Annotated in this window: 15 protein-coding genes; 5 read left to right on the plus strand and 10 right to left on the minus strand. The window is 69.6% G+C overall.

Annotation, left to right across the window (positions count from 1 at the left end; genetic code table 11):
• The 7 genes from ACFU5M_RS16990 to ftsH form a co-directional block, all read right to left on the minus strand.
• Window positions 1–715: DUF6779 domain-containing protein (locus tag ACFU5M_RS16990; protein ID WP_379049796.1), on the minus strand; the 715-nt coding region annotated here is incomplete at its 3' end.
• A gap of 192 nt (window positions 716–907) precedes the next feature.
• Window positions 908–1,378: a DUF3180 domain-containing protein gene (locus ACFU5M_RS16995; protein ID WP_379049918.1), complete on the minus strand. Its 471-nt coding sequence runs from the start codon at window positions 1,376–1,378 to the stop codon at window positions 908–910.
• Between the two features lie 2 nt (window positions 1,379–1,380).
• Window positions 1,381–1,917: a 2-amino-4-hydroxy-6-hydroxymethyldihydropteridine diphosphokinase gene (folK, locus tag ACFU5M_RS17000; RefSeq protein WP_379049797.1), complete on the minus strand. Its 537-nt coding sequence runs from the start codon at window positions 1,915–1,917 to the stop codon at window positions 1,381–1,383.
• A 58-nt stretch (window positions 1,918–1,975) separates the two neighbouring features.
• On the minus strand, window positions 1,976–2,413 hold the full coding sequence (gene folB, locus ACFU5M_RS17005) for a dihydroneopterin aldolase (RefSeq protein ID WP_379049800.1): 438 nt from the start codon (window positions 2,411–2,413) through the stop codon (window positions 1,976–1,978).
• Window positions 2,410–3,267, minus strand: a complete 858-nt coding sequence (gene folP, locus ACFU5M_RS17010; RefSeq protein ID WP_379049921.1) for a dihydropteroate synthase — start codon at window positions 3,265–3,267, stop codon at window positions 2,410–2,412. Before folP ends, folB begins: the two co-directional genes overlap by 4 nt.
• A 143-nt stretch (window positions 3,268–3,410) precedes the next feature.
• Window positions 3,411–4,022: a GTP cyclohydrolase I FolE gene (gene folE / locus ACFU5M_RS17015; protein ID WP_357043799.1), complete on the minus strand. Its 612-nt coding sequence runs from the start codon at window positions 4,020–4,022 to the stop codon at window positions 3,411–3,413.
• Between the two features lie 149 nt (window positions 4,023–4,171).
• On the minus strand, window positions 4,172–6,559 hold the full coding sequence (gene ftsH / locus ACFU5M_RS17020) for an ATP-dependent zinc metalloprotease FtsH (RefSeq protein WP_379049802.1): 2,388 nt from the start codon (window positions 6,557–6,559) through the stop codon (window positions 4,172–4,174).
• Window positions 6,560–6,919: 360 nt separating this feature from the next.
• Between ftsH and ACFU5M_RS17025 the strand changes: the two genes are divergently transcribed.
• Entirely contained in the window at window positions 6,920–7,864 is a 945-nt protein-coding gene (locus tag ACFU5M_RS17025; protein WP_379049805.1) for a hypothetical protein, read from the plus strand.
• Here ACFU5M_RS17025 and ACFU5M_RS17030 read toward each other — a convergent pair.
• Window positions 7,844–8,677 carry a DUF1266 domain-containing protein gene (locus tag ACFU5M_RS17030; protein WP_379049807.1) on the minus strand — a complete coding sequence of 278 codons (834 nt, stop codon included), beginning with the start codon at window positions 8,675–8,677 and terminating at the stop codon, window positions 7,844–7,846. The genes ACFU5M_RS17025 and ACFU5M_RS17030 overlap by 21 nt on opposite strands.
• A 161-nt stretch (window positions 8,678–8,838) precedes the next feature.
• On the opposite strand from ACFU5M_RS17030, the gene ACFU5M_RS17035 reads away from it, so the two are divergent.
• A complete protein-coding gene (locus ACFU5M_RS17035; RefSeq protein ID WP_379049810.1) occupies window positions 8,839–9,105 on the plus strand; it encodes a DUF2277 domain-containing protein in 267 nt (88 codons plus the stop codon).
• A gap of 8 nt (window positions 9,106–9,113) precedes the next feature.
• On the opposite strand, the gene ACFU5M_RS17040 is transcribed toward ACFU5M_RS17035, so the two are convergent.
• A complete protein-coding gene (locus ACFU5M_RS17040; RefSeq protein ID WP_379049813.1) occupies window positions 9,114–10,427 on the minus strand; it encodes a PucR family transcriptional regulator in 1,314 nt (437 codons plus the stop codon).
• Between the two features lie 185 nt (window positions 10,428–10,612).
• Between ACFU5M_RS17040 and ACFU5M_RS17045 the strand changes: the two genes are divergently transcribed.
• The 3 genes from ACFU5M_RS17045 to ACFU5M_RS17055 all read left to right on the plus strand — a co-directional run bounded on the left by ACFU5M_RS17045 (window position 10,613) and on the right by ACFU5M_RS17055 (window position 14,357).
• Window positions 10,613–12,214, plus strand: coding sequence for an aldehyde dehydrogenase family protein (locus tag ACFU5M_RS17045; protein ID WP_379049815.1), 1,602 nt, complete (start codon window positions 10,613–10,615; stop codon window positions 12,212–12,214).
• Entirely contained in the window at window positions 12,211–13,044 is an 834-nt protein-coding gene (locus ACFU5M_RS17050; RefSeq protein ID WP_379049817.1) for an SDR family oxidoreductase, read from the plus strand. Before ACFU5M_RS17045 ends, ACFU5M_RS17050 begins: the two co-directional genes overlap by 4 nt.
• 425 nt (window positions 13,045–13,469) lie before the next feature.
• Window positions 13,470–14,357, plus strand: coding sequence for a LysR family transcriptional regulator (locus ACFU5M_RS17055; protein WP_379049820.1), 888 nt, complete (start codon window positions 13,470–13,472; stop codon window positions 14,355–14,357).
• On the opposite strand, the gene ACFU5M_RS17060 is transcribed toward ACFU5M_RS17055, so the two are convergent.
• The gene (locus tag ACFU5M_RS17060; protein WP_379049822.1) at window positions 14,347–15,831 is read right to left on the minus strand and encodes an amidase family protein; all 1,485 of its coding nucleotides are present in this window, start codon (window positions 15,829–15,831) and stop codon (window positions 14,347–14,349) included. The genes ACFU5M_RS17055 and ACFU5M_RS17060 overlap by 11 nt on opposite strands.
• Window positions 15,832–15,884 lie beyond the last annotated feature (53 nt).

The raw sequence follows: 15,884 nt of genomic DNA on the forward strand, positions 1-15,884 counted from the left end.
CGCTCGGCGTGCCCTGGGGGGGGGCGGTGGCGGGCGGGGGGGCCGGTCCCTCGGGGGGGGGCGGGCGCGTCGGGGGGGGGGTGGGCGGCTCGTCGAGCGGCTCGTCCGCGGCCTCGGTGAAGGCATCGGCCCACCCGCGCGGCTCAGCGTGATGTGCCTGCTCCTGGTCGGCCTGCTCGGCGTCGTCGAGGGAGACGACCGCGGTCTCGGCGGTGACCGGATCATCGAAGGGGCTGGCGAAGACCGGCGGCTCGGGATGGTCGGGCTCGAAGATCGGCGTCATGCTGCTACGCGGTTGCTGGTGGGCGAACACCGACCACATCCCGGCATTCGCGGAGCTATTGTTCCCCGATTCGGTGCCCGAGCTGGTCAGCTCCTGGATCCGGGTCGCGTCGGCGCGCAAAGCCGGGCGTTCGGTCGGCAGATCGCCGTCGAACAGCCGCTGCAGGCTCTGCCGCAACACGGTGAGCTCCGCCCGTAGGGCCGCGAGTTCGGACGCGTCGGCGCCCACTTCCTCGCGTACCCGCGCCTCCACGCCGAGTTCGTACTCGCGCCGCGCGGTGACCTCCCGCTCCAGCTGCAACTCGTAGACGGTCTGCAGATCGCGGACCTTCGCCTTGTCGATCGTCGCCTCTTTGCGGTACTTCGTCGCAGCCAGAGCGCCGATTGCCGCCGCCCACAGGGCCGCGACCAGACCTACCCGTACGAACTCCACGCTGTTACTGAAAATCAGGAAAACGCTGGCAACCAGGCCGAGCAAGATCAAGACACCGACGGATAATTTTCCCGCGTCGTCCCGCCGTCGACGGGAAGTGCTGCTACGGGAGGGTGAAACCATGCCAGCCAGGGTAGCCAATAGCTCGTGCCGAGCCCAGATTCCGTTTTGTGATTCGGCTCGGGAAACTAGCTAGGTAGTTGCCGCATCATCGGTGGGATCCTCCGGCGCCCGGCAGCAGTACTCCAGCCACAGGGCCGCAGCAACCAAAGCGACGCCTGCCAGCATCCCGACGATCGCACCGGGGCTGTCGGCGGCGGCCGCGCGCAGCGTGCCGCGCTGCGGGAGGACCCAGCACAAGAAACCGAGCCAGATGCCCGCGGCGATCGAACCCACCTGAGCCGACGCCTTGGCCAACGCGACGGCGCGGGCCGCGGTGATCGGATGCAACTGGTGGCGGCCGTCCCCGATCTCGTGGTCGTTGACCCGCGCCCGGATGACGAAAGCGAGCACCGCTTCGATGGCCGCCACCGGGTACAGCGAGGCACCCGCGAAGACCGAGATCGGCGGGAAGCTGTCATAGGCCACCCGGGTGGCGATCCACGCGACGAGCGCGGCGATCAGCACGTTCGCCACGACGTCGAGGATGCGAGTCGGCTTCAGTTTCACGACGCCTCGCCCGTCAGCGAGAACGCGGTGCGGCGCACCCCGGTGCGTTCGGCCGGATCGATCCGCGCCAGCAGATCCGCCACGGCGCGTGGTACGCCGTCGACCTCGAGGACCGCGTCCGGCGCCACATCGAGCCACGGCACCAGCACGAAAGCGCGCCGGTGCGCCTGCGGGTGCGGCAGCAGCAGATCCGGGTCGGCGCTGCGGCACGCGACCGCCTGCCCGTCGCGCAGTTCGGCGCACCACACCACGTCGACGTCGAGTGTGCGTGCGCCCCAGCGCACTTCGCGAACTCGTCCCGCGGCCTGCTCCAGCTCCTGGCCGCGGCGCAGCCAGTCCGCGCAGCCGAAAGCCGGATCCTCTACCAGCACAGCGGCGTTGAGATAGTCCTCTTGCGGGACACCACCCCAGGGCGCCGTGGAGTACACGGCCGAGACGGCCAGCACACGATGGCCGAACCCGTCCAGGACACTGCGCAGATGCGCGAGCCGGTCACCCAGATTCGATCCGATGGACAGCACAGCACGGGTCATCGGCGTGCCTCCGCGGCACACGGCACGGTGAGAATGGCCGCGCCGCAAGGTAGCTCGCTCATTCGGCGGGCTCCTCCCGGTGCCGGGAGGTGACCACCCGCACATCGGCGAACGTGTGCGGAATCGGCGCGGACGGCTTGTGCAACACCACCTCGACCCCCCTGATCCGTGGATCGGTCATCACGTCGTCGGCGATCTCCGACACCACCGTTTCGATGAGATCGCGCGGCTCACCCTGAACGATGCGGACCGCATGCTCGGCCAGCGCGCCGTAGTCCACGGTGGCGGCCAGATCGTCGGACGCCGCGGCCACCGCGAAATCCATCCAGACCGTCAGGTCGACCAAGAACTCCTGACCGTCGCGACGCTCGTGGTCGAACACACCGTGATGCCCGTAGGCGCGCAGACCGCGCAATTCGATGCGGTCGGCGCCGCGCCGGATCAGCGGATCACCCGGCGGCGCATCGTGTTCGGCGTGGACCGGGGATCGGCTCATCGTTGAGCTCCTTGCGCACTGGGTCGGGCGGTGTCGTGCTGTGCGGCGCGCTGCCGTGCGGCATTGCGCCACGCGTCGGTGACCGTGATGGCGTCCAGCGAAGCGCGCACGTCGTGCACGCGCACGCCCCACGCGCCGTGCAGTGCGGCCAGCGCCGAGATGGTCGCGGTGGCCGTCTCCCGGCCGCCCGGTGGACGCGGACCCGCCTCGTCGGCGAGCAGCGAACCGAGAAAACGCTTGCGCGACGCGCCGATCAGGACCGGCAGCCCGTGCGCGACCAATTCGGGCAGCGCGCCGAGCAGTGCCCAGTTGTGCGCGGAGTTCTTCGCGAAGCCGAGACCAGGATCGAGGATCAGCCCGGACAGGTCGACGCCCGCTGCGACGGCCAAGTCCACCTGAGCGGTCAGTTCGGCGAGCACCTCCGCGACCACGTCGTCGTAGTGGTCCGCCGGCCCGGTGTGCCGGTAGTCGGCGCCCGCCCGCCAGTGCATTAGAATCCACGGAACCCGCGCGGACGCGACCACCCGCACCATGTCGGCATCGGCGCGGCCGCCGGAGACGTCGTTGACCACCGACACCCCGGCTTCGATCGCCGCGGCGGCCACGGCGGCGCGCATGGTGTCCACGCTGGTCGGCACGCCGGCTGCGACCAGCCCGCGGATGACCGGTACCACCCGCGCGGCCTCGGTCGCCGCATCGATGCGGACCGCGCCCGGCCTGGTCGACTCGCCGCCTACATCGATGATGTCCGCGCCTGCGGCGTGCAGCCGCACACCGTGCGCGATGGCCAATTCGGGGTCGAGGTAGCGCCCGCCGTCGGAGAACGAATCGCTTGTGACGTTCACCACGCCCATCACGGCGCAGGAGCGCCCGGCGCGGGCGAACCCGCGCACCGGCGCGGTGGATCGCGCTTCCGTCCGCGCGGTGGCAGTGTCCTCGCTGGTCGCGCCGGTCGCCACGCGCCCAGCGCCGCTCGGTTCGGACACCGCGGGCCCGTTCACTTCCGGAGGATCAGATCGAGCGCCTCGGCGCGCGAGGCGGCATTGGACTGCAGCAGTCCGCGCACGGCGGAAGTGGTCGTACTCGCGCCCGGCTTGCGGATGCCGCGCATCGCCATGCACAGGTGCTCGGCCTCGATCACCACGATCGCGCCGCGCGGGTCCAGTTTGCGCATCACCGCGTCGGCGATCTGGCTGGTCAGCCGCTCCTGCACTTGCGGGCGCTTGGCGTACAGGTCGACCAGCCGGGCGAGTTTACTCAGACCGGTGACCCGGCCGTGCGGGCCCGGGATATAGCCGACGTGAGCGACGCCGTGGAAGGACACGAGGTGGTGCTCACAGGTGGAGTACATCGGAATGTCCCTGACCAGCACGAGTTCCTGGTGACCCTCGTCGAACGTCGTGTTGAGCACGGAATCCGGTTCCACGTAGAGCCCGGCGAACGTCTCCCGATAGGCGCGCGCGACCCGGGCGGGCGTCTCGAGCAGGCCGGGCCGATCCGGGTCCTCACCGACGGCGAGCAGCAATTCCCGCACCGCCGCTTCGGCCCGCGCCTGATCGAATGATCTGCCCGTTTCCAGTGCGACGGGGCCGGGCTCCGTCACGCCGATGTCGACACCGTTGTGTTCAGCACTGTCCGCTTCGGCGAGGGTATAACCACCGCCGTACTCGTTGGCCGACAATCGAGGACACCTCCAAACTTCCGGGGTGCCGGCAATTTCTCGGCACCCCCACGATGGACGAGCCTAATCGTCACCGCTCAGTGACGACCGTTCGGTCCATCCCAATCGCCGTTGTCGCCCTCACCGTTCGGATCGGTCCGGCGCGGCTCGTCATAGCCGCCGCGATCGCCGTACCCGTCCCGGTCGTAGCCGCCTTCGGGCGCACCCTGCGGACCCCACTGCTGGTAACCGTGCCGCGGCTGCTGCGGGTCGCCCCAGCCCGGCTGACCGGGCTGCGGCTCGTCTCGCGGCGGCCAGCCGGGGGCCGACCAGCCCGCCGGAGCGCCGTAGTCCGGCCGCGAACCGTGCGTACCCTGACGCGGATACGCCGGCGCAGGCGCCTGGGGCAGCGGGTAACCCGACGCGGACGGGCGGCCGTACTGCGGCGGAGCGCCATAACCGCTCTCGTGCGGGGGGTATCCGTTGGCCGGCTGCGGCTCGCGCTGCGCGGACGCGGCGACCGGCTCGGCCACCGGCTCCGGCGGCCACGACTCACCGCGCTCGGCGGCCAGCTCGCCCGGGGTCTTCACCGGCGGCTTGTCCGAGGGGACGCGGTCGCCGAAATCGTTGAACGCCGTGATCCGCGGGCGCTTGTGCACCGACGCGAGGATCTGCTCGAGATCCTTGCGATGCAGGGTCTCCCGCTCCAGCAGTGCGGTGGCCAGGTCGTCGAGCACGTCGCGGTACTCGTTCAGGATCGCCCACGCCTCGGTGTGCGCGGCCTCGATCAGGTTGCGCACCTCCACGTCGATCGCGCCCGCCACCTCGTGCGAGTACTCCGAAGCCATACCCATCGAGCGGCCGAGGAACGGATCGCCCTGCTCCTGGCCGTAACGGACGGCGCCGAGCCGGGCGCTCATGCCGTACTCGGTGACCATCGCGCGCGCGATCTTGGTGGCCTGGTCGATATCGGAGGACGCGCCGGTGGTCGGCTCGTGGAACACCAGTTCCTCGGCCGCGCGGCCGCCCATCGCCATGACCAGGCGGGCGATCATCTCCGAGCGGGTCATCAAGCCCTTGTCGTCCTCGGGCACCGTCATGGCGTGGCCGCCGGTGCGGCCGCGGGCCAGAATGGTGACCTTGTAGACCGGCTCGATGTCCGGCATCGCCCAGGCGGCCAGGGTGTGGCCGCCCTCGTGGTAGGCGGTGATCTTCTTCTCGTGCTCGCTGATGATCCGGCTCTTGCGGCGGGGGCCGCCGATCACGCGATCGACCGACTCCTCCAGCGATTCGCCGGTGATCACCGCGCCGTTCTCGCGCGCGGTGAGCAGGGCGGCCTCGTTGATCACGTTGGCCAGGTCGGCGCCGGACATGCCGACGGTGCGCTTGGCCAGGCCGTCCAGGTCGGCGTCCGGGGAGATCGGCTTGCCCTGCGAGTGCACCCGCAGGATCGCGCGGCGACCGGCGAGGTCGGGGTTGCCCACCGGGATCTGCCGATCGAACCGGCCGGGACGCAGCAGGGCCGGGTCGAGGATGTCGGGGCGGTTGGTCGCGGCGATCAGGATGATGCCGGTGCGGTCGCCGAACCCGTCCATCTCGACCAGCAGCTGGTTGAGGGTCTGCTCGCGTTCGTCGTGACCGCCGCCGAGGCCCGCGCCGCGCTGGCGGCCGACCGCGTCGATCTCGTCGACGAAGATGATGCAGGGGCTGTTCTGCTTGGCCTGCTCGAACAGGTCGCGCACCCGGGAGGCGCCGACACCGACGAACATCTCCACGAAATCCGAACCGGAAATGGTGAAGAACGGCACGCCGGCCTCGCCGGCGACGGCGCGGGCCAGCAGGGTCTTACCGGTGCCGGGCGGGCCGTAGAGCAGGACGCCCTTGGGGATCTTGGCGCCGAGGGCCTGGTAGCGAACAGGGTTCTGCAGGAAGTCCTTGATCTCGTAGAGTTCCTCGACCGCCTCGTCGGCTCCGGCCACGTCGGCGAACGTCGTCTTGGGCATGTCCTTGGACAGCTGCTTGGCCTTCGACTTGCCGAAGCCCATCATCCCGCCGCGCCCGCCGCCCTGCATGCGAGCCATCACGAAGATGAACAGGCCGAGCAGGATGACCATCGGCAGCACGAACAGCAGGATCTGGGTGAACCAGCTCTCCTGCTTGACCACGGTGTTGTAGGGCGCGCCGGAGTTCCTCACGGCCTCGAAGACCTGAGCGGAGGTCTCGCTGCCGCCCGGATACTTCGCGATGATCTTGTCTTGCCCGCCGGTGGCGTCGTTGCCGTCCTTCAGCTCGATGCGCAGCTGCTGCTCGCGATCATCGATCTGAATGTTCTGGACGTTGCTCTTGTTCTCGAGCTGGCTGAGGGCAACCGAGGTATCGACGCTCTTCCAGCCCCGCGTGTCGTTGCCGAAGTAGCTGAACGCATAGATCACGAGCAGAATGCCCGAGACTATGGCCAGGGTGCGAAACACTGTCTTGCGGTTCATAGAGCGTCGGCCGGGGCGGCCAGTCCTTTCCGGTGTCTCCGGTTCTTGCCTAGCGATGCGTCTGGCGCGTCCGGTTCCGCGGGGGTTCGGATGCGGACAAGCCACGTTACCGCGTACGGTCTACTCGATACATCGCGCAGTTCGGCTGCAGGGTGCAGTTAACGAGGTAAACGGCCGGGGATCGACAGTGGTTCCCGATGTCTCCGGTCCGGCTTCCTCCAAGTGGCAACAATCATGGCATGTTCGGCCTATCGTGAGCGACGACACAACATCGCGGCGCGAGCGACGGGCACGTAGGCGGTAGCTCGCACACCACGAAGGCCCCGGGAGCGCCGCAGACCAGACACGAGCGCAGGGGGTATGGACATAGTCGAGTTGAGGACACCCACAGCGATACTGCGTCACGGCCGCGGCAGGTTGATCGTTTTGCGCCCCGGGTCCGACGGCGAGCGTGTGCTCGATGTCCCGGTCTCCGATCTGCTGAAGGTCCGGCTGAATCGGCGCGCGGACGACTCGGTCGTCATCGAGATCTATCTGCGCTACCCGACGCCTGTGCTCACCGGCGTGCCCGCGGACCGTACCCCGCTGCCGGTCCTGATCGCCGAGCACGACGTTCCGGCGGCCACCGAGATCGTCGACCGGATCAACGCGCACATCATGGCCACCCAGCGCATCGACGTCGCGGCGCCGGATCTGTGCCCGCCCGCACCCACCTGGGGCCGCGGCGGTCCCACCCGCGCTGACGTGGAGCGGGCGACGCGCAGGATGTCCCCGCGCCGCGAGGCGAAGCAGGCGATAGCTGCTCTGCATCGTTACGTGACGCCGGAGGAGTACGTCTTGGAGACCGCGATCGCGGTCGCCCACCCGCCCGCGGGCAACGGCCCCGGTCTGCTCGCCGCGACCACGGCGCGGCTGCTGTTCATCTCCATCGGCGACGGCCGCTACGCGCACGAACTCCCGATTCCCGTGGTCGTGTGGGCCCGGGTCACCGACACCCCTACCGCGGGCCGCGGCGAGATCGGTCCCGGACGCGGCGCGACCGGCATAGAGGTGCACGACGGCAGCCGGACGCTGCATTTCTCGGGCGCCGACCGCGCCGACACCGAGCGGGTCACCTGCGCGGTGAACTTCGCGGTGCGCCGGGAATCCGCCGACGGCGCCGCGGGCTCGGCCGATCCCGGTGTGGCCCAGCTGTACTCGGAGTGGGAACTGCTGGTCGAGCGGCACTCGCTCGGCATGGTCGACGACGCCCAGTTCCAGCGCTACGGTCGCGGAATCCTGCGCTCACTCCCCGACGGGAACTGAGTTCAGCGCGATCCGCCGCCACGGGCTGGTCGGGCGCAGCCACAGTCGCAGCAACTCCTTGCGGCGGTCGACGCCGCCGTTCTTCAGCTCTGCCAGGTCCTCGCAGGCCTGCCAATAGGTCCAGCCGGTGAGATAGGCGTCGCCGAACTGGCGCCAGTTGCGGTACTTGCTCTGCGCCAGCGGCAGGGCGCGCGCCAGATAGCTCCAGGCCGCGTCGGCGTCGAGGTACCCCGCCGTGTAGGCCATCCTGGCCACCGCGACCACCCGGGCCAGATCCCAGGCGTGGATGTCGCTGGGCAGCGGCCGGGTCAGATGGTCGGTGAATCCGATCTTGATCGCCTGCGACCAGATGTCGTAGTCGCGGACCAGCGCCTCCGGGTTGTCCATCCCGCGGAACGCGCCGACCTGCCGCAGAAACGCCCGGTGCCGGTCGGCGCGCTCACCGAAACGATCGCGCTCGCTGGCGTTGATCGAAGCCGTCACCAGCGGGTGCACCAGCGCGTAGAGCGGGGCGTGCATGCCGTCGAGCAACTGCTCCATCGAAGCCTGCGCCTCGGTGCCGTCGGTGATGCCCCATGCTCCGGTGAGCGTATCGATGGCAAGCTCGCGCCGATCGCCCAGCGGATGCGCGCGTTCCGGGCCGAGCAGCAGCGCGTCGTGGAAGGCGTCCCAGCGCGCCGAGTAGAAGGCGCCGAGGGCCAACGCCCGCAGTTCGTCGTCGGATACCGCGGCACCGGACCAGTGGTCTTCTTCCCGCTCGTCCAGCTCCGCGTACGGAAAGGTCGTCAAGGTGGGTACACCGCGCGAAGACATGCCCCGATTGTTCCCCATCCCGTACGGCGGACGCGTGGTATTCGCGGATGGGCGCTGATGTCCCCGGTGCGCACCGATGGCGCGTCCGCCGGGCGAATGGATTCGGGCCTCGATGACTTCTTGCCCTGACGCATGTCGTGATCTGGGGCTAGTGTGCTCGCATGTGTAGAAACATCACCGTCCTGCGTGGTCTGGAACCTGCCGCAACCGAGCAGGAAATCTATGCCGCCGCACTGCAGTACGTGCGCAAGGTCGGTGGCGTGTCCGGCCTGAGCTCGACCACCAAATCGGCCGTCGACAAGGCCGTCGCGGCCATCGCGGAGGCGACCACCACCTTGCTCGCCGAGTTACCCGATCGCCGGGTGGCGCCGACCACCGAGCCACCGCTGCGCCGCATCGCGGCCCGCGAAGCGGTCGGGGGCGAGTAGCCGGCGGTTCAGGGCAGGGCGTCCGTGCCGTAGACGGCGACGCACACCAGCGCGATCTCCAGCGGCAAGCCACGCTCTTCGATCGGATGTCCCAGTAGCTGTTCGATCCGCTGCACGCGGTAGCGGACCGTGTTCTTGTGCACACCGAGTACTTTCGCGGTGGCCTCCGGGCTGCGTTGGCTGCGCAGATAGGCGTGCAGCGTCTCGCGCAGCCGCGCGGCGTGCGCGTCCCGGCCGGCCAGCGCGACCAGTTCCCGCTCGACCAGCCCGCGCATGGCCGCTTCGTCCGCGCCGGCCAGATAGGCGATCTCCACCGTCCGATACCCGGTGACCCGCAGGCCGCCCGCGGGCGCGCGCTCGGCGACCTGCCGCGCGGCGACCGCCTCCCGGTGGCTACGGCGGAAACCCGCGATTCCCCCGGCAGGCACGCCGAACGCCACCCGCACCGGCGCCGCGATCTGCGCCGCGGCCAGCCGTTCCACTTCGCCCGGCGCCGCGAGTTCGGCGCCGTGTTCCCCGTCGTCCGAACCCGCCCACGCCCACATCGCGCTGGCCCCGGACGGGACGGTGAGCACTCGCGCGCAGCCCAGGGCCGTGGCCAGCCGCGCCGCGACCCGGTCCAGCAGACCGGTCGCCTCCGCGTCCGCACCGGCGGGCTCGCCGGTCGGCTCGTCGGTCCACAGCACGAAGGCCAGATGCCGCTGGGAGAGGCGGTATCCGAGCCGCACCGACGCCTGCTCGACCTCCACGTCGTCACCGTCCAGCAAGGCCCGCACGGTCTCGGCGCGCCGGTTGAGCGCGGCGCGCAAGACCTGTTCGCGCTCCTCCATGTAGGTGTCGGTGAGCAACTCGACCGAGGTGCTGATCCATTTGGTGGCCCGCTCGAACAGCCGCAGCAGCACCACGCGCTCGAGTTCCGGCGTGGCCCGCCGCTGCTCGACGATTTCGGTCATGTAGTCCAGGACGGCTTCCATGCCCACGTGATAGACCCGCAGCAGCAACCGCAGTTCGAAGCCGCGCCGGGCCACGCTGCGCGCGAACGCGTGTGCCTCCTCCGGCAGCGAGAACTCGAAGGCGTCGCTGGCCAGGCGGCTGAGCACGATCCTGGCGTGCGCCCGGGTGCTGGCCGCGAGGTCGCGGCGCATATCGCGATCGGCGAGTTCGGGGATGCGCGCGATGATCACGTCGTCGAGCCGGGTGACGATCCGCTCGAGTGCCTCCGCGCGCGTCGTCTCGTAGACGTACTCGGCGAGCCAGTCGCGCACTTCGTCGGGAGCCGGGTTCGGCCGGACCGCACCGCCCCCCGACGGACCACCGGTCATCGCCCTCTCCTCCGGCTCGGCGAATATTTCGCCATCCTTTGTATCAAGAAAACAAAATCACCCATTTTCCTTGACAATCTGGGCCAAGAAACTCTGAACAGATTGTGTCACGATCATAGTTCAGTGGCCTGCCTCACAGCAGTCAGCAGACCGCGGTTCAACACAACGTCAGTGGGAGAACAGCAGTGACCAACACCGAACCAGCGCCCGCGACCGAGGCGCAGGCACGCGAGACGACCGCGAAGAAGGACGGCCCCGCCGTCATCGAGGTGCGCAATCCCGGCACAGGCGAGGTCGTCGGCACGGTGCCGGACGAGACCGCGGACGCGGTCGCGGCCAAGGTCCGCGAACTGCGGCTGTACCAGCCGGAGTGGGAGGCGATCGGCCCCGAAGGACGCAAGGTCTGGCTGCTGAAGTTTCAGGACTGGTTGATCGACAACACCGATCGGCTGGCCACCGTGCTGCAGTCGGAAACCGCCAAGCCTCGGGTGGACTCCCTGATCGACCCCGGCTTCGCGACCGATCTGATCGGCTACTACGCCCGCCGCGCGGCCAAGTTCCTGGCCGACGATCACCCGTCGCCGCACAGTCCGCTGGCCCGCGTCAAGCGGCTGACCACGGTCTACCGGCCCTATCCGGTGGTCGGCGTCATCACACCGTGGAATTTCCCGCTGGCCATGCCGGTGATGGACGTCTTCCCCGCGCTCGCCGCCGGCGCGGCCGTCATCCTCAAGCCCTCCGAGGTAACCCCGCTCTCGGCGCTCGAACTGGCCAGGGGCTGGGCCGAGATCGGCGCGCCGCCGGTCTTCGCGGTGGTCACGGGGGCCGGCGCGACCGGAGGGGCGGTGGTCTCCAACGCCGACTACATCCAGTTCACCGGCTCCACCGCGACCGGCCGCAAGATCGCCGCCGCGTGCGTGGAGCGGATGGTGCCCTACAGCCTGGAGCTCGGCGGCAAAGACCCGGCCATCGTGCTGGCCGACGCCGACCTGGATCGCGCCGCGCACGGCATCGCCTTCGGCGGCATGTTCAACTCCGGCCAGGTCTGCATTTCGGTGGAGCGGGTGTACGTCGAGGCGCCGGTGTACGACGAGTTCGTCGCCAAGCTCACCGCCAACGTCCAGGCGCTGCGCCAGGGCCTCGACGGACGCGATTCGAAATACGACGTGGGAGCGCTGGCCAACGAGAATCAGGCGGCGATCGTGCAACGTCACGTCGAGGAAGCCGTCGCGGCGGGCGCCAAGGTCCTCACCGGCGGCAAGCGGGCCGGCTTCGGCACCGCCTTCGAGCCGACCGTGCTGGTGGACGTCGATCACACCATGTCCTGCATCACCGAGGAGACCTTCGGGCCGACGCTGCCGGTGATGAAGGTGGCCGACGAGTCCGAGGCGATACGGCTGGCCAACGACTCCGTCTACGGCCTCTCGGCGTCGGTGTGGACCGGTGACAAGGAGCGGGGCGAGCGGATCGCCCGGCAGCTGAACGCCGGCGCGGTCAACATCAACGACGTCTTCGCCAACCTGTTCAGCTACGCCCTGCCGATGGGCGGCTGGGGCCTGTCCGGCGTCGGGGCAAGGTGGGGCGGGGCGAACGGCGTGCGCAAGTACTGCCGTCAGCAGGCGATCACCGCGCCGATCCTGCCGACCCAGCAGAAGGAATTGTTCTGGTACCCGTACTCGATGCCGAAGCTGCTGTTCGCACTCGGCGCGATGCGTGCGGCGGGCGCACGCGGGCTGCGCCGCCTCGACCTTCCGGCCCTGCTGAAGCTGAAGGGAGACGACAAGTGACCGAAGCGAAGCAGATCCGCGGCAAGGTCGTCGTCATCACCGGTGGAGCTCGGGGCATCGGGCTCGCCACCGCGACCGCGCTGCAGGCCCTCGGCGCGCAGATCGCGATCGGCGACATCGACGAGACCACGGTCAAGGAGTCGGGCACGGCGCGCGGTTTCGAGCTCTACGGCAAGCTCGACGTGACCGATCAGGATTCGTTCGACGGTTTTCTGGACGAGGTGGAGCGCACCCTCGGCCCGATCGATGTGCTGATCAACAACGCGGGCATCATGCCGACCGGCAGGCTGGTGGAGGAGCCGGAGCCGCTGACCCGGCGCATCCTGGACATCAACGTCTACGGCGTGATCCTGGGTTCGAAACTGGCGCTGCGCCGGATGCTGCCGCGCGGCAGCGGGCACATCATCAACATCGCCTCGCTGGCCGGCGAGGCACACATCCCCGGTCTGGCCACCTACAACGCCAGCAAGCACGCGGTGCTCGGATTCACCGACACGCTGCGGGAGGAGTACCGCGGCACGGGCGTGCGTTTCTCCTCGGTGCTGCCCACGCTGACCAACACCGAACTGGGCTCCGGAGTCACCGCGCCCAAGCTGATGCGTGCCGCCGAACCGGAGGAAATCGCCGACGCCGTCGCGAAGCTGATCGTCGCGCCGAAGTCGAAGGTCAGGGTGACCGCGGTGGCCGGGTTCATCTCCCAGTTCGTCGGGCTGCTGCCAGAGGCGCTCGGGGACGGCATCGGCCGGGCGCTCGGGTCCGGCCGCGCCTTCCTCGCCGATGTCGACGCTGACAAGCGCAAGGCGTACGAGGAGCGCGCCCGCGGCGTGTGAACACTTGCGGAGCCGAGGCGCCGCGGCCGGGGTTCGTCTCGGTCGCGGCGCCTCGCCGTGTTCGGGGACCCACAGTGGCCGCCATGCCGAAGAGTCATGTGAGGAATATCACCCGAGGTCTCGATTACATCGACCATCCGCTCTGCGGCAAATTCTCAGCCGGTAGTCGGCGACCGGAAAGGTGTCCACAATCCGCCACAAAGCTTCCCCGAGTGACCCCATCTCTGCTGGTCAACTGCCCAACTGAGGTAGCTCTGCGGTAGATGCTGCGCGCATGCCGAGAATTCGCCAACCGATTGATGCGCAGCACCATCACAGGCAATATGCTGTCTCTAACAAACCTGCCGACTGTTTCGGCACCCGTATCCGAACTTTTCGGCCTGATAAGGCTGGAAATTCCGGACTGATTCTGATAGCAAGGGGCTATGGACCCGCACTTGCGCGACCTGCGGTATTTCGTCGCCGTCGCTGAGGAACTGCATTTCACCAACGCCGCTCAGCGGCTGCACATCGCTCAACCCACCCTGTCGCGTCAGATCCGTCAGCTGGAACGTCAGCTCGACGTGGTCCTGTTCGACCGCAACCAGCGCAGTGTCGCGCTGACCGTCGCGGGCAAGGAGCTGCTCGAAGGCGCCCGCAAGATCCTGGAGCTGTGGGAGGTCACCAACGTCTCGCTGCAGGAGGCGGGCGAGGTTCTCCGTGTCGGCATCCAATCCGCGCTCGGTCGCGGCCTGCTCAGCGATCTGGAGAGCGCGAGCGGACATCGCCTCGCACTGCACGCCGCTTCGTGGACCGATCCCTCCAGCGGGCTGGCGGGGCGCCAGGCAGATCTCGCGCTGGTCTGGCTTCCGCTGCCGGATCAGAGCCGCTACCGCTGGCAGGTGCTGCGCACCGAACCGCGCTGGGTGCTGCTTCCGGAGAACCACCCGCTGGCCGTATCGGAGACCATCGAGTTCGCCGATCTGCTCGACGAGCCGTTCGTCGCGCTGCCCACCGAAGCCGGTGCGGTGCGGGATTTCTGGCTCGGCAACGACGGACGCGGCGGCCGACCGCCGAAAATCGGCGCCGAGGCCGCGACCGCCGAGGACAAGCTGGAAGCCGTGAGCCTCGGCCTCGGCGTGTGCCTGCTCGCCGAGAACAACGTGCCGATGTACCGCTGGCCGGGGCTGACCGCGCGTCCTCTGTCCGGGCTCGCCCCGTGCGAGCTCGCCGTAGCGTGGCGGGCCGACGACAACCGGCCGACCATCCTCGAGTTCGCCGGCCGGGCCGTCGACGGCGGGTTCGCCGCCCAGCAATCACCGGTCAGCGTCTGAACCTGCCCGGCGTGGGTTCGGGAACGGTGCGCTCCCACGGGTAGCGGGTCTCCAGCTGCGCGGCCAGCCGTAGCAGGGTGGATTCGCTGCCGGGTGGCCCTGCGAGCTGGGCGGCCACCGGGGTGCCCGACCGGGAGTGCATGCCCATAGGGACGGACGCGGCGGGCCAGCCGACCAGATTCCACAGCGGAGTGAAGGGGGCGAACCGTGCGCCGGCGAGCAGAGTGGCAGGCCGATTGCGGAGGTGCCAGGCCCGCACCGGTGGCGGCGGGGCGGCGAGCGTGGGAGTGATCACCACGTCGTAACGCTCGAAGAACTCCAGTAGTCGCGCCTCGACCCGATCGATCTGGGCGGGCCGCGCGAGCCGAAACCGATGCACCGTTCGGCCCAGGGCCAGTCGACGTCGGGCGCTACGGGACAGCCGGCCGGGCTCGGGTAGCGCGGGAGCATCGCGTGCACCGAGGGCCAGCCATCGTAGGGATGCCGCGAACAGCGCGTTTCCGTACGGTAGCGCGGTCGGTTCGACCAGATGGCCCGCCGCCGCGGCCACCGAAGCCGCTCTGCGGGCCGCGGCCGTCCAGTGCCGGTCGACGCGCGTCAGGCGAGAAGGTGGATCCACGGCCAGTCCGATCCGTAGTCGGGCGGGTGGATCCACCTCGGCTAGGTCCGGCCGCGCCGCCAGCACCGACAGCGCCAGCGCGGCGTCGTCCACGCTGGTCGCGAGGACACCGCTCTCGACCAGTCCGGACCAGGCGCCCGCACCGGGAACCGTGTACTGCCCCGGCTTGATCCCGAAGACGCCGCAGCAGGCGGCGGCGACCCGCACCGCGCCCAAGCCGTCGCAGCCGTGCGCCACCGGGACCAGCCCGGCCGCGACGGCCGCGCCGGCCGCGCTTCCCGCGTTGCGTGCGGGGTTCCACGGATTGCGAACTACAGGTTCCGTGCCCGCACTCGTCATCCATGGGCTCAGCTCGGGCGACGTGACGAGGCCGACGACCACCGCGCCCGCGGCGCGCAGCCTGGCCACCACCGGGTGATCCTCGGCGGCTGCTGGGCCCCACGGCACCGGCTCGCCCGCGATCGGGACGCCGTGTTCGACCGCGACCGGGACCCCGGCCAGGGGTAGCAGGTCGAGGTCGTCGCGTTCCATCAGGCCGACCGACTCGGCCATCGCTTGTTCGGCCCGCAGGACGCTGAACGCGTTGCGTCCGCGGTCCGCCGCCGAGATCCGCGTCCCGGCATCCGCGGCCACCTGGCCGGGGTGCAGCAGGCCGTCGCGCACGCAGGCCGCGATCGTCGCGGCCGGGCCGCGTTCGAGACCGGACTCGGCGCTCTCCGGCCGCGCGTCGGCAGCGGCCCCGAGCGGCCGCACAAGGACCGGTTCGCTGGTCTTCGCATTCGGAATGGTTGTTCGCGGCACCGCGCGTCCCGCCGATATCGAGCCGTCCGCCACGATTGCGGCCTCGTCAGACATGTGCTGGTCATCCCCCGTCGCGTCGTTGTCGAAATCGGGTGATCCACTGTCGT

This window comes from Nocardia sp. NPDC057455 (assembly GCF_042802775.1).
Classification (GTDB): domain Bacteria; phylum Actinomycetota; class Actinomycetes; order Mycobacteriales; family Mycobacteriaceae; genus Nocardia.